This window comes from Burkholderia sp. SJZ089, assembly GCF_007828315.1.
In the GTDB taxonomy this organism is placed as follows: domain Bacteria; phylum Pseudomonadota; class Gammaproteobacteria; order Burkholderiales; family Burkholderiaceae; genus Burkholderia; species Burkholderia gladioli.
Map to the genome: position 1 here is coordinate 89,967 of NZ_VIUM01000008.1, position 13,548 is coordinate 103,514.

The following is a 13,548-nucleotide window of genomic DNA, read 5'->3' on the forward strand; positions in this document are numbered from 1 at the left end:
CCCGCGAGCTTCCGGCGCGAACGGCACGCATGCATCAATGATGCGCGTAGAGCGGTTCGCCGGTCACCGGCGCCCGCGCGCTGCCGGCTTCGCCGCGCGCCGCGGGCTGCGTGCCGATGCCGGCGGCGGCCTGGCCCGCGTTCAGCTTCGCCTCGGCGGCCTGGATCGAATCCGGGTAGTGGACGTCGTTGCGCGCGGGCCGGTAGCCGATGCTTTCGAGCCGGACCAGTTCCTCGCGCAGCTGGGCGCGCGTGACGGCGGAGTGCGCCTGCGCGGCGAGCGGCGCGGCGAGGCTGGCCGCGAGCAGCAGGATGGACCAACGAGATGGCATGATGAGACTCCCATGATGGTCAGGACAAGAAAGCTTGTCGCTCGACAGGAAGGATTGTCTCCAGGCCGGCCCGGTGGAAACAGGCACGCCGTCTCATCGCATCGATGCGGCGACGGCATCAATGCGAGCCCCGCATCGATGCGATGCCGCGCGCGGGATTGCTCGGCGCGGGCGGCCTCGCCACAATCGGCATCACATGCGGTTCGACATGGCCGCCGCGCCGCTCACCGGTGAATTCAAGCCGGGCTTCGGCGCGGGCACCGGCACGACACGACACGACACGACAACGCGCCGGCTCCGGCATTTCCTGACATTCAATTAAGCGGTGGGCACATGGCAAGGATCTTCATCACCGGATCGACCGACGGGCTCGGGCTGATGGCCGGGCAACTGCTGGCGCAGGACGGCCATCGCGTGGTGCTGCATGCGCGCAACGCCGAACGTGCCGACCAGGCGCGTCGCCGCCTGCCGGGCGCCGAGGCGATCGTCAGCGGCGACCTCTCGACGCTCGACGCGATGCGCGAGGTGGCGGAGCAGGCGAACCGGCTGGGACAGTTCGATGCGGTGATCCACAACGTCGGCGTCGGTTATCGCGAGCGACGCATCGAGACCGCGGACGGCCTGCCGCACGTGTTCGCGATCAACGTGCTGGCGCCCTACGTGCTGACCGCCTTGATGCATCGTCCGCGGCGCCTCGTTTATCTGAGCTCGGGCATGCATCGCGGCACCGCGGCGGCGCTCGACGACCTGGCCTGGACGCGGCGGCGCTGGAACGGTGCCGATGCCTATTCGGAAAGCAAGCTCTACGACGTGCTGCTGGCCTTCGCGGTGGCGCGGCGCTGGCCCGGCGTGCTGTCGAACGCGCTGGAGCCGGGCTGGGTGCCCACCCGCATGGGCGGGCCCGGCGCGCCCGACGATCTCGACCAGGCGCATCGCACCCAGGCCTGGCTCGCGGTGGGCGAGGACGAGGGCGCGCGGGTCAGCGCCCGGTATTTCTTCCACATGAAGCCGCGCCAGCCCGATCCGGCCACGCGCGAGGCGGCCTTGCAGGAGCGCCTGCTGGCCGAATGCGAACGCCTGTCGGGGGTGGCCTTGCCGGTGGAATGAGCCGGGGCGGCGGCGTTGCCGTCATCGCGCCCGGTGGTGGTGCCGCGCGCGGATTCCGGGCCCGCGCCTCAAGCCCTCGCACGCGGCTTGCGCAAAGATCTGACGGGCGGCACGAGCGGCGCGGCGCCGCCCGTGCCCGCGTCGGTCAGCGACACCACGAAATCGAGGAAGGCGCGCGTCTTCGCGGGCGGGTGATTGGCGCTCAGGTACAGCGCGTGGAGCGGGAAGCGCTCGTCGGGCCAATCGGGAAACAGCTCCACCAGCCGGCCCTCGGCCAGCAGCGCCTCGGAGCCGAGCGCCATCACCTGGGCCACGCCGTAGCCGGCCGCGCAGGCGCTCAGCATGGTGCCGACATCGTTGACCACCAGCCGGGCCTGCGTTTCGACCACGATGCGTTCGCGCTTGCGATGGAATTCCCAGGGAAACGGCCGGCCGCTCTCGGGATCGCGGAAGTCGATGCAGACGTGCCTGCCGTCGCCGAGCTCCTGCGGCTTGAGCGGGCGGCCGTGGCGCGCCAGGTAGTCGGGCGAGGCGACCGTGAGGATGCGCGTGTCGAGCAGCTTGCGCGCGCGCATCGCCGATTCGCGCGGCACGCCGAAGCGCACCGCGAGATCGAAGCCGTCCGCCACCAGGTCGCCGAGCTGGTCGCGCGTGACCAGCTCGAGCCGCAGTTCGGGATGCTGATTGAGGAAGGCCTCGAGGCGCGGCCCGAGCATCAGCCGCGAGAAGAACGGATCGATGTTCACGCGCAGCCGGCCGCGCACCACGGTGGCGCTGCCCGAGGCGGTGGCGGCCGCTTCCTCCAGCCCGGAGAGCAGCGGCGTGATCTGCCGGTGGAAGCGCCGGCCCTCGTCGGTCAGCGACACGGCGCGCGTGCTGCGATCGAACAGGCGGATCTCGAGGCGCGTTTCGAGCCGCGCGATGGCGCGGCTCACGCCCGGTTGCGACATGTCGAGCCGCTCGGCCGCGGCGGCGAAGCTGCCGGCTTCCACCACGGCCACGAAGATGCTCATGCCGTTCAGTACGCGTTCGTCGAATCCCGGCATTCAGGCTTCCGTGCTCGTTGATGGGGGACTTGCCGATCCTGCGCGACCTGCCGCGATCGGCTGCCGGCGACGATAGCACGGCGATGCGCGTGTCCGCGAGGCGCGTCGGGCGCGCGAAAGGCGGCTTCGGCCGGGCGAGCCGCGCCACGGCTGGCGCGCGGCGACCCATGCGGATCCGTCATCACGGCGATGACGCCCGGGGCATGGCACGGGCCGCGCGGCGCCGGCATCATGCGCGCGGGCTCCGGCGGCGGCGCGCCACGACGGCCCGAAAATTGGTGTTGTCACAATGTTCGGCTAGAATAGCGCCTGTCTTAGGGGAGTAGTCTGCTTCGCCTCCCCGGCGAAGCGCCGACGTCAACATATTTGGCCAGCATGGCCATGGCGTCGGCAGCCGTTGTTGTCCACGGCCTGACGAGACTTATGACGTTTCCCTCCACCCTGGCCGGGCGGGAGGGTTGCGTCATGGTTGCGTCGCCCGGCCCGTGGAGATAATAAAAGTGTCCCTCAATCCCTCCTGCCGTACCCGTCTCGCCATCGCGGAGTTGCCGCGATGATCCTCACCTTCGTTCTCCTGATCGCCGCGGCCGGCATCATCTATTTTTCCTGCGAAACCTTCGTCAACGGCGTGGAATGGCTCGGCCAGAAGCTGAACCTGACACAGACCGCCACCGGCACGATCCTCGCCGCGTTCGGCACGGCCCTGCCCGAGAGCGTGGTCACCCTGGTCGCGGTGGCCTTCGGCACCACCCCGGCGCACAAGGAAATCGGCGTGGGGGCCGCGATCGGCGGCCCGCTGGCGCTGAGCACGGTGGCCTACGCGGTGGTCGGCTTCGCGCTGCTGGCGGTGGCCAGGAAGCTCGGCCGCGCGCGCGAGGTGGATGCCAACACCGCGCAACTGCGCCGTGACCAGCTCTGGTTCCTGGCCATCTTCGTGGCCAAGATCGGCCTCGGCCTGGTGGTGTTCCAGTACAAGCCGCTGCTCGGCATCGCCTTCCTGGCGGCCTACACGCTGTATTGCTGGCGCGAGCTGACGGCCGACGGCGACGGCAGCGAACACGGCGATCTCGAGCCCTTGATGCTGCGTCCGCGCTCCGACAATCCGGCGATGGGCTGGGTGGTCCTGCAGACGGTGGGCGCGCTGGTGGTGATCTTCGCCGCCTCGCACCTGTTCGTCGGCCAGATCGAGGCGGTCGGCCCCTGGCTCGGCCTGAGCCCGCAGCTCACGGCGCTGCTGTTCAGCCCGATCGCCACCGAGCTGCCCGAGATCATGAACGCGGTGATCTGGGTGCGGCAGGGCAAGGAGCGCCTGGCGCTGGCCAACATCAGCGGCGCGATGATGATCCAGGCCACCATCCCGACCGCGTTCGGGTTGTTCTTCACGCCCTGGCATCTCGCCTCGCCGTCGATCCTCGCGGCGGTGATGACGGCCATCGCGATCGTGTTCCTGCAGTTCGTGTTCCGCGCGCGCCGTGTCAGCAGCCGCCTGCTGACCTGCGTCGGCGGGTTCTACGCGGTATTCGCCGGGCTGCTCCTGGTGATCTGAGCCGCGCTGCGGGGCCGGGCTCGCGCACCGAGGGGGAGCGCGAGGCATGGCCCCGCCACGCCGGCTCGCCGGCTCGCGGCGGCGGCGCTCGCCGCCGCGCTTGCCCGGTTTTCCGTTTCCCACCGTTTCCGCCGTTCCCGTCTTTCCGTCGCTCGCTCGACCCGGAGCGCGTCGCCGAGCCGCCGATGCCGCTTCGCGCGGCCCCTCTCGTCCCCGCATTTCCGGGACAGACGGGCGCCGTGCCCCATGCTCCAATCGTCCTGGCGTCGGCCGGCTTCGGCACGGCGCACGCCCCCGGCGCTGCCTGCCCGGCCGCATCCGGCATGCGCACCGGCCGCCGCCGGCCCGTCGCCGCGCGACACTCCTGACAGCGAACGCGATCCCCATGAGCCGCCAGATCCTCCTCCGGAATTCGTCCGGCCGCGCCGCGCCGCGTGCGGGGAACCGCCGATGAGCGGCTTCCTGAGCGGCCTGCGGCTCCATCTCGGGCAGCGCTTCTACCTGCTGCTGGCCGGCGAATCGCTGTCGATGTGCAGCGGCTCGCTGGTCGAGTTCGCGCTGGGCATCTGGATCTATTCGCATAGCGGTTCGGTGGCCGACTTCGCCGGCGCGGTGCTGGCGGTGACCTGGCCGCCGGTGCTGATCCTGCCGCTGGCCGGCGCGCTGGCCGACCGCCTCGACCGCAAGTACCTGATCGTCGGCTCGGACGTGCTGCTCTCGCTGATCCTGGCCCTGCTCGGCTGGCTGCTCTGGAGCGACCGGCTGCAACTGGTCCACCTGTACCTGTTCAACTGCATCGCCTCGATCATCGCGGCGGTGCGCCAGCCCGCCTACCAGGCGGTGGTCGCGGCGATCGTGCCGCCCGACGGCTACGTGCGCGCCTCCGGCCTGACCGGCCTCGGCGCGAGCCTGGCGACCATGTTCGCGCCGCTCGCGGCCGGCCTGCTGATGGGCGCGGTCGGCCTCGACGGGGTGATCGTGGTGTCGTTCGCGGCCTTCGTGCTCGGCGCGCTGCTGGTGTTGCGCTCGCTGCGGCGCACGGCGCGGGGGCCGGCCGCCGAGGCAACGGCGCATGCGGCGGCGCACGCGGGCGGCCCGGCCGCCGACGCGAGCGGCGCCGAGGCCGCGCTCGAGGCCGCCGAGGCCGGCGTCTCGGTGGCCGCCGACGTGTTCCGCAACCTGCGCGCCGGCCTGGCGTTCTTCCGCGGCGACCGCCTGATGTCCTGGCTGCTCGCCTACGCGATGATGCGCAGCTCGCTGTTCGCGCTGGCCACCGCGATGATCACGCCGCTGGTGCTGGCCGGCCACACGCAGCAGCAGCTCGGCTGGATCTATACCTGCGGCGCGCTCGGCGGCCTGGCCGGCGGCCTGCTGATCGTGGTGATCGGCACGCCGCGCCGCATGATGCTGACGGTGCTCTGCTTCGACGCGCTGATGGCCTCCAGCGTGTTCGGCATCGGCGCGGCCCACTCGACGCTCGGCTACTGCGTGTTCGCGTTCACCGCGCTGGCCTCGGGCTCGGTCGCCGAGGGCTGCGTGAAGGCGATGTGGATGAGCAAGGTGCCCCCGCGCTATCACGGCAGCGTGTTCTCCCTGGTGGCGATGTTCCTGCTCGCGGCCGCCTCCCTGACCCTGCTGGGCGGCGGCCTGCTGGTCGATCACGTGCTGGATCCGGCCCTGTCCGCCGGCGGCTCGCTGGCGGGTACCGCGGTGGGCGACTGGCTGGGCGTCGGCAAGGGGCGCGGCGTGGCCCTGCTGTTCGTGATCAGCGGCGTGGCCGGTGCCCTCTGGTGCCTCGTCACGCTGGCCTCGGCGCGCATGCGCCGGCTCGACTCGCTGGTGCCCGACGGCGTGCCGGCGATCGCGATCGAGAGCGCGGCGAGGGCCGAGGGCTAGCCTCGCGCCGCGCGCGCCGATGTCCGTGGAAGACGCGACAGACGCGCGGCGCCGGCGGTGCTTCAATGGCTCTGCCGTGTCACTTCCGCAGACGCGGGGCCGCGCCCGATGCGCCGGCCCGTCGTCGTATCCGTCCCCAGCCGCGCAGCGCGCGGCGCCGATACCTGTCCAGCCGATGGAAACCATTCTTCAAGACCAGTCCGCGAGCTTCTGCCAGCACGTTCCCGAATCGACGCCGCGTCCCGCCTTCTACCCGCTCGAGCAGTTCCCGCGCCTGAACGAGCTGGCCGCGCAATGGGAGATCATCCGCGACGAGTTCCTCGAGCTGAACGCCCCGACGCTCGACATCGATCGCGTGGGCAAGTCGCACGTCGAGGTGTATGCCGAGACGCTCGAGCACGTCAACGGCGGCGGCGAGTATGGCTGGCTGATGGGCTGGGGCGAGGGCGAGGCGCCCAACCCGGACTGGACCGCGTATGGCCTGGTCGCCTACGACGAGCCGATCTCGTTCGCCGAGGCCAGGATGCCGAAGACCCTGGCCCTGCTCAAGCGCATCGAGGGCATCAAGATCTGCGCGCTGCAGCGCATGGGCCCGAACGTGTTCCTCAACACCCATCGGCATCCCGAGCTGCACGACCAGGACATGCTGCAACTGCATATCACGATCGACGCGGCCACCGAGCGCGACTACGCCTACCTGAACGTGGCCGGCCACTTCAACCAGAACCGCATCGGCAATGCGATCGTGTTCGACGGCTCGCTCGATCACTTCGCGCTGAACGCCTCGCCGAGCATCCGCACCATCCTCTACATGGAGTTCGAGCGTGACAAGCAGATGGCGCCCTGAGGCACGCGGTGCCCGGCGATGACGAAACGGCCGCCCGAGGGCGGCCGTTTCGTCATCGCCGGGGCGGGGGACCGTCAGGCGCGGTCCTGCCACCAGCGCGCCAGCGATGCGACGTGCGGCGCCTGCAGCATGGTGTAGTGGTTGCCGTCGCCGCGCCGCTCCTCGATCAGCGGCGCGACGCGCTGCCAGCCCTGGTGCGCGCCCTGGTTCGACTCGACCTCGTCGGCGGCCAGCACCAGCGTGGCCGGGCCCGTGTAGCGCGCGGGCGGCCGGTAGACGGTGCGCATCGCGGTGGCGTAGGTGCGCACCAGCCCGTAGGTGTCGCTCGGCCGCGACTGGCGATGCACCAGGCGCAGCGCGAGCATGCCCCGGTGCAGCATCTCCCATTGCTCGCGGCGCTCGGCGCCGAAGTAGGCCGCGCGGTCGATGCCCATGCTCCTGGCGCTGCCGTGCTCGAGCGCGCGCACCAGCGCCCAGGTGACCTCGGTGAAGGTATAGGCGCGGCCCAGCCTGAGGCCCGCCTCGGGCGCCTCGGAATCGATCACGGTCAGCGAGGCGGGCGGCGTGCCGCGCGCCTGCAGGCGGCAGGCCAGGTCGAAGGCGATCCAGCCGCCGAAGGAATGGCCGATCAGGTGGACCGGCGCGCCGTGCTCGGCGCTCAGCAGGTCGATCTGCGCGAGATAGGTGCGCGCGGCCGCCTCGACGCTGGCATGCGGCACCAGCACGCCGTCGAAGCCGCGCGGCTGCAGGCCGTGCAGGTCCCATTGCTCGTCGAGCGCGTTGCAGAACGGCATGAAGGCGGTGACCGCCGAGCCGGCGCCGGGGATCATCACCACCGGCTCGCGGCGGCTGCCGCCCTGGCGCAGCGGGACATGCGGGTTGTAGCCGTGCTCGGGCGACGCGACCAGGCGCCCGGCGCGCTTCTGCAGCTCGGCGCGCAGGGCGCGCACCAGCGCGACGGACAGCGCCGCAGCCGCTCCGGACAGGAAGGGCCGCCCCGCGCCGGCGGCCGGCACGTAGTGGTATTCGCCGTTGCGCAGCACGCTCTCCCAGGACGCGGCCGGCTCGTCGGCCGGGTCGGCCGGGCGCGCGGCATGCGGCCTGAACAGGTGCACGAAGGTCGAACTCGGGAACGGCGCGTAGTGGGCCAGCGCATGGTCGTGCGCGCGCCAGCGCTGCAGCAGCGCGGCCAGCTCGTGCGGGTCGGTCGCGGCGAGCGCCGCGGGCCACGCGCCGGCCAGCCGGCATGCCTCGACCACCTCGGCGAGCGTCGCGTCGTCGGCCAGCGCGGCGATGGCCTCGCCCAGCCTGTCGCGCGCGGCGGCGTCGCCCGGCGCGAACAGTTGCAGCAGTTCGCGATGCCGCGTGTCGCCCGCCGGCGCCGGCCCGGCGGCGATCCGCAGCAGGCCGAGCAGGTAGGCGCCCGGCGCGAGCCCCGCCTCGAGTGGCGCGGCGATGCGCCGGGCGGTCGCCGAGCCCGGCAGGTTCGCGTCGATCATGGCGAGGAATTCGATGTCGCGATCGCGCCCGACCAGCTGCATCGCCACCTCGTAGGCAAGGATGCCGCCGAAGGACCAGCCGGCCAGCCGGTAGGGCCCCTCGGGCTGGCGCTCGACGAGCGCCTGCGCGTAATGCATGGCCAGCCCCTCCAGGGTGGCGGGCCGGCTCGCGTCGAGCGGCGGGCAGGGCAGGCACTCGAGCGGGCCGTCGGCGGCCAGGCCCGCCGCGAAGTCGGCCATGCCGTCGGCCAGGCCCGTGTAGTCGGGCAGCAGGAACAGCGTGCGCACGGCCGGCGCGGCCTGGCGCGGCTTCGAGGCTTGCCGCGCGGCGGCTGGCGCCGGGGAGGCGCTCACTTCGGCTATCAGGTTCATCGCATCGTCTCGCCATGGGGTTCGAAGCCGCGCAGCGCTGCCGGCGCATCGCCGTCGCGCGCCGGCTGCTCCGCTTCCTGGCGCATCGCCGGGCCGCCGAACCAGCGCACGAACGGAATCGTCATCGCGGTGGTGACCAGCGCCATGGTGACCAGGATCGCGTAGACATTGCCCGGCAGCACGCCCATCTGCAGGCCCATGGCCAGCACCACCAGCTCCATCAGCCCGCGGGTGTTCATCAGCGAGCCGACGATGGCCGCGTGGCGCGGGTTCACGCCGCCGGCACGCGCGCCCAGGAAGGCGCCGCCGAACTTGCCGACGAAGGCCACCGAGAAGAACACCGCGAACCAGAACCAGGCGGCCGAGCTGGCCAGCACGTTGAGCTTGGCGTGCAGGCCCGCGTAGGCGAAGAACACCGGCAGCAGCACGGTGCGCACGAAGCCGCCGAAATGCGAATCCCAGTCCTCGCGCAGGTTCGGCAGGTCGCGCAGCAGGATCGCCGCGAACAGCGCGCCGAACACGCTGTGGAAGCCCAGCGCCGCGGTCGCCCAGGCCGAGCCCAGCACGTAGGGCACCAGGATCGCCAGCCGCTCGCCGGGCGAGGCCGCGCGCCGCGCCAGCGGGCGCACCACCAGCCGCACCAGCAGTAGCGAGGCGATGCCGAAGCCGATCAGCTTGCCGAGCACCGCCACGAACAGCGTGGCGCTCGAGCCGGCCACCGACAGCGAGGCGATCACGCCCAGCGCGAGCCAGCCGGCCAGGTCGGTGAGCATCGCCGCGCCCAGCGCGAGCTTGGCGGCGGGATGGCGGGTGAGCTTCATGTCGATCACCATCTTGCCCATCACCGGCACCGCCGAGACCGACAGCGCGACGCCGCAGAACAGCACGTATTCGAGCTTGCGATAGCCGGCCGCCAGCGCGGGCCAGGACCAGAGCGCGGCGCCCAGGCCCAGCACGAAGGGCAGGGCCATGCCGCAGAACGCCACCAGCAGCGCCGGCCGCAGCGATTTCCCGCCGCTCGTCGAGCTGCCCAGCTCCATGTGCAGGCCCACGTCGAACATCAGCATCACCACGCCCACCTCGCCGAGCTGCGAGATGCCGGTCGAGGCGGCGGGGCCGAACACCGCGCCGTAGAAGCCGGGGGTGATGGCGCCGACGATCGACGGCCCGAGCACGATGCCTGCCACGATCTCGCCGACCACGCGCGACTGGCCGACGCGCTCGGCCAGCGCGCCGAAACATCCGCACGCCACCACGATGATTGCCAGTTGAAGTAGCCAAAGCGTCATTCCGAGATTCTCCGAAAGTGTGGACCTCACGCGTGCGGGACGAGGCTGGAGGAGCCGGGGCGCAGACGATGCGAGCGATTTAACCAGCGATGCCGGCTCGCGTATGCAAGGGAAAGATGGGACAGGGCATTCGCATGCGGTGTCGCGCGAATGTCCCGCCAATGTCCCGGTTTCGTGCGGCAGACATGCCCCGACCCGCATGATGAAATCCTGCCACTGTCCGAGTGACCGGGGAGGCGCGCCGCTGGCGAGCCGCCGCGCGTCGCTCGTCGCGTTGCGCAATGCCAGTTCCACGAGGCCATTCCATGGACGACACCGTCGTAGTCAGCCAGCCCTTCCTTGCCGAGCAGCGGATCGAACGCTGCGTCGAGCGTCTGCGCCATATCGCCGGCCAGTTGCCGGGGCCGGTGCGCCTGCTGGTGCCGGGCGCCGGGGCGCGATCGCCGGAGCGCGACCTGATCGCCGCCGCCTTCGAGCGCATCGGCGTGAGCCAGGTGCGCTTCATGGATGCCGAGGACGGCAGCCGTTCCTCGTTCGAGCATCTGCTCGGCCGCCACCTGTCGGAGGCGCTGGCCGCCGGCACGGCCGACAACGACGCGCGAATCGATTCGGAGGACGAACCGGATCGCGCCGCGGCGGGCCACGCGGCGGTAGCCGGCCTGGCGCCGCAGCGCATCGAGCGCGAACCCGGCGTGACGCTGCATGCCTACGCGGCCGGCGCGCCCGAGGCGCCGCCGCTGGTGATGGTGCTGCCGTTCGGCATGCCGCTGGCGCTCTGCGCGGGCTGGTTCGAGAGCCTGTCGCGCGAGTATCGCGTGCTGAGCTGGGAGACCCGCGGCCTGTTCGGCGCCTGCGACGATTTCAAGGCGGTGCGCGCCGACCTCGATGCCCAGGTCGACGACCTGTACGCGGTGATGCGGCATTTCGGGGTGGCGTCGGCGCAGCTGATGGGCATCTGCGGCGGCGCCGTGATCGCCGTCGCGGCAGCGGCGCGCGAGCCCGCGCGGGCCAGCGCGCTGAGCCTCTGGTACGGCGACTACCCGTTCGCCGACAGCACGCTGCGCACCCCGCACCAGGCCAATTTCGAGTGGCTGATGGAAGCCGCGGCGCAAAGCCTCGACGAGGCGCGCGACCTGCAGCAGATGTTCCTCGATCCCGGCACGCTGGCCACCACGCCGCCCGAGATCGCGCATCTCTCGCTCTATCCCTACGTCAACGCCGAGCTGCTGCATCGCTACGCGCGCATCAACGACGCGCTGAACAAGACCGACATCACGCCGTGGTTCGACCAGGTGCGGGCCCCGACGCTGGTGGTCACGGGCGACCGGGACACCACCACCCACGCGGGCGGCTCCGCCCTGGTCGCGCGGCGGATCGCCGGCGCGCGACTGGTGGTCGAGCCGGGCGGCACCCATACCGACTTCTTCGGCATGCCCGCGCCGTCGGCCGAGCTGGCGAGCGCCTTCCATCGCGAGCACGCGGTGTCGCCGGCCGGCACGGCCGCCGCCGCCGCTCGCCCGGGCGCCGCGGCACCGGAACTCCGGTACGGCAGATGAACGGCACCCGGGCGGTGTCGCGGCCCCGGCCCCGACCCGCTCGCGCCGCCTTGCAGGCCGCCTGACGCGGATCCGCGCGGGCGGCCGCCTTCGCGCGATCTCGCCATCGTTTCGCAAGCTGGACCGGCTCGGTCATCGGTGCCGGGACTTTTACACAGGAGGATGTCCAGTGTTTTCTACTGAACCGGCACGTTCGGGTAGTGCGGCTGCCACGCAGCCGTCCGGAGCACGCTCGCTGCACGCGGCGTTCCATGAGCAGGCGCTGCGTTTCCCGGATCGCGTCGCGGCGTCCGATGGCGAACGCAGGCTCGCTTATGCGGAACTCGACCGCATGTCGTCGCGCCTGGCGGGCGAATTGCGCCGCGCCGGCGTGACCCCCGGCATGGTGGTCGGCCTCTACGTGGGCCGCGGCGTGCAACTGCTGGTGGGCCTGCTCGGCATCCTGAAGGCGGGCGCGGCCTACCTGCCCATCGATCCGGGCTATCCGGCGCAGCGCGTCGCGCACATCGTCGAGGACAGCGGCCTGTCGGTGCTGGTCGACGAGTCGACCGAGCCCGCGCCGCTGGGCGGCCGGGCGGTGCGCAGCGTGCATCTCGACGCGCTGTGGTCGGCGCTGGCGGCGCCGGGCGCGGCCGACGAGGCGCACGAGGTCCACGCCTCGAACCCCGACGACCTGGCCTACGTGATCTACACCTCGGGTTCGACCGGCAAGCCCAAGGGCGTGATGGTCGAGCATCGCAACGCGCTGCGCCTGGTGGCGCGCACCAGCGCGCTGTTCGGCTTCGACGAGCGCGATGTCTGGTCGATGTTCCACTCGATCGGCTTCGACTTCGCGGTGTGGGAAATCTGGGGCGCCTGGCTGAGCGGCGCCCGCGTCGAGATCGTGCCCTACGCGGTCTCGCGCGCGCCCGAGCAGTTCCGCGCCTGGCTGGCGAGCACCGGCGTGACGGTGCTGAACCAGACGCCCTCGGCATTCCGCAACCTGGAAGCCGCCGATCGCGCCGGCGGGGCGCCGCTCGCGCTGCGCCACGTGATCTTCGGCGGCGAGGCGCTTTCGCACGCGGTGCTGGCGCCCTGGATCGCGCGCCATGGCGATCATGCCCCGGCCTTGACCAACATGTACGGCATCACCGAGACCACCGTCCACGTCACCCACCAGCGCGTGACGCGCGCCGCGGTGGAGGCCGCGCCCGAGGCGATGGCCTCGATCGGCGTGGCGATCGACGACCTGCGCCTGCACCTGCTCGACGCGCAGCGCAAGCCGGTGCCCGACGGCGCGATCGGCGAGATCTACGTGGAGGGCGCGGGCCTCGCGCGCGGCTACCTGAACCAGCCGGCGCTGACCGAGGAACGCTTCGTGTCGCTGGCCACCGCCGAGGGCACCACGGTGCGCGCCTACCGCTCGGGCGACCTGGCGGTGCGCGGCGAGGGCGGCCTGGTCCACGCCGGCCGTGCCGACGACCAGATGAAGATCCGCGGTTTCCGGATCGAGCCGGGCGAGATCGAGGCGGCCCTGCAGCGCAGCGCGCGAATCCGCGCGAGCCACGCCTGCGGCCACGATTTCGGCGACGGCGACGTGCGCGTGATCGCCTACGTGGTGCCGGCCGAGGGCGCGAGCCTGGCTGCCGCGGACGAGGCCGCGCTGCGCGAGGCCGCCGCGCGCGACCTGCCCGACTACATGCGTCCCTCGGTGTACGTGGCGCTGGCCGCGCTGCCGCTCACCGAGCACGGCAAGATCGACCGCCGCGCGCTGCCCGCGCCGGGCGCCGCGCCGGCGCAGGCCGCGCCGGCCATCGTGCTGGACGAGGAGCAGTCGGGCGTGCTGGAGGTATGGCGCGACCTGCTGGGCCTGAAGACGATCGGCCTGCACGACGACTTCTTCGATGCGGGCGGCACCTCGCTCGCGCTGATCCGCTCGATCGCCGCGATCAAGGCGCGCTTCCGGATCAATCTCGACCTGAGCGCGCTCGCCAGCGGCGCGACCGCCCAGGCCCTCGCCGACGTGATCCGGGCCAATCGTGCCGGCCTGGCGCTGCAAGCCAAATGACCCTCAAGGAAA

11 protein-coding genes and 1 riboswitch are annotated in these 13,548 nt (G+C 71.9%); of the genes, 7 read left to right on the forward strand and 4 right to left on the reverse strand.

What is annotated here, in order from left to right; all coding sequences use genetic code 11:
- Nucleotides 1-34 precede the first annotated feature (34 nt).
- Nucleotides 35-331: a DUF4148 domain-containing protein gene (locus FB600_RS16675; RefSeq protein ID WP_096751717.1), complete on the reverse strand. Its 297-nt coding sequence runs from the start codon at nt 329-331 to the stop codon at nt 35-37.
- A 34-nt stretch (nt 332-365) separates the two neighbouring features.
- Between FB600_RS16675 and FB600_RS16680 the strand changes: the two genes are divergently transcribed.
- Both FB600_RS16680 and FB600_RS16685 read left to right on the forward strand, forming a co-directional pair.
- Nucleotides 366-653 carry a hypothetical protein gene (locus FB600_RS16680; RefSeq protein WP_145757096.1) on the forward strand — a complete coding sequence of 96 codons (288 nt, stop codon included), beginning with the start codon at nt 366-368 and terminating at the stop codon, nt 651-653.
- 11 nt (nt 654-664) lie between these two features.
- Complete coding sequence (locus FB600_RS16685) at nt 665-1,438, forward strand: SDR family NAD(P)-dependent oxidoreductase (RefSeq protein WP_145757097.1); 774 nt, start codon at nt 665-667, stop codon at nt 1,436-1,438.
- 68 nt (nt 1,439-1,506) lie between these two features.
- Here FB600_RS16685 and FB600_RS16690 read toward each other — a convergent pair whose 3' ends face one another.
- Nucleotides 1,507-2,484 carry a LysR family transcriptional regulator gene (locus FB600_RS16690; protein ID WP_145757098.1) on the reverse strand — a complete coding sequence of 326 codons (978 nt, stop codon included), beginning with the start codon at nt 2,482-2,484 and terminating at the stop codon, nt 1,507-1,509.
- 305 nt (nt 2,485-2,789) lie between these two features.
- A riboswitch (yybP-ykoY riboswitch) is annotated at nt 2,790-2,970 on the forward strand.
- A gap of 67 nt (nt 2,971-3,037) precedes the next feature.
- Between FB600_RS16690 and FB600_RS16695 the strand changes: the two genes are divergently transcribed.
- The 3 genes from FB600_RS16695 (at nt 3,038) to FB600_RS16705 (ending at nt 6,773) form a co-directional block, all read left to right on the forward strand.
- Nucleotides 3,038-4,030 carry a sodium:calcium antiporter gene (locus FB600_RS16695; RefSeq protein ID WP_145757099.1) on the forward strand — a complete coding sequence of 331 codons (993 nt, stop codon included), beginning with the start codon at nt 3,038-3,040 and terminating at the stop codon, nt 4,028-4,030.
- 450 nt (nt 4,031-4,480) lie between these two features.
- Nucleotides 4,481-5,926: an MFS transporter gene (locus tag FB600_RS16700; RefSeq protein WP_186015623.1), complete on the forward strand. Its 1,446-nt coding sequence runs from the start codon at nt 4,481-4,483 to the stop codon at nt 5,924-5,926.
- A 175-nt stretch (nt 5,927-6,101) separates the two neighbouring features.
- Nucleotides 6,102-6,773, forward strand: a complete 672-nt coding sequence (locus tag FB600_RS16705; RefSeq protein WP_096751713.1) for an aspartyl/asparaginyl beta-hydroxylase domain-containing protein — start codon at nt 6,102-6,104, stop codon at nt 6,771-6,773.
- Nucleotides 6,774-6,847: 74 nt separating this feature from the next.
- On the opposite strand, the gene FB600_RS16710 is transcribed toward FB600_RS16705, so the two are convergent.
- The gene (locus tag FB600_RS16710) at nt 6,848-8,644 is read right to left on the reverse strand and encodes an alpha/beta fold hydrolase (protein ID WP_098153059.1); all 1,797 of its coding nucleotides are present in this window, start codon (nt 8,642-8,644) and stop codon (nt 6,848-6,850) included.
- Nucleotides 8,641-9,933 (reverse strand): cation:proton antiporter, encoded by a 1,293-nt coding sequence (locus FB600_RS16715; protein WP_145757101.1) that lies wholly within the window; start codon nt 9,931-9,933, stop codon nt 8,641-8,643. The genes FB600_RS16710 and FB600_RS16715 overlap by 4 nt, the downstream gene beginning before the upstream one ends.
- A 305-nt stretch (nt 9,934-10,238) precedes the next feature.
- On the opposite strand from FB600_RS16715, the gene FB600_RS16720 reads away from it, so the two are divergent.
- Together FB600_RS16720 and FB600_RS16725 are read left to right on the forward strand one after the other, a co-directional pair.
- Entirely contained in the window at nt 10,239-11,489 is a 1,251-nt protein-coding gene (locus tag FB600_RS16720) for an alpha/beta fold hydrolase (protein ID WP_096751710.1), read from the forward strand.
- A 169-nt stretch (nt 11,490-11,658) separates the two neighbouring features.
- Complete coding sequence (locus FB600_RS16725; RefSeq protein ID WP_227742812.1) at nt 11,659-13,536, forward strand: amino acid adenylation domain-containing protein; 1,878 nt, start codon at nt 11,659-11,661, stop codon at nt 13,534-13,536.
- Nucleotides 13,537-13,548: the final 12 nt, after the last annotated feature.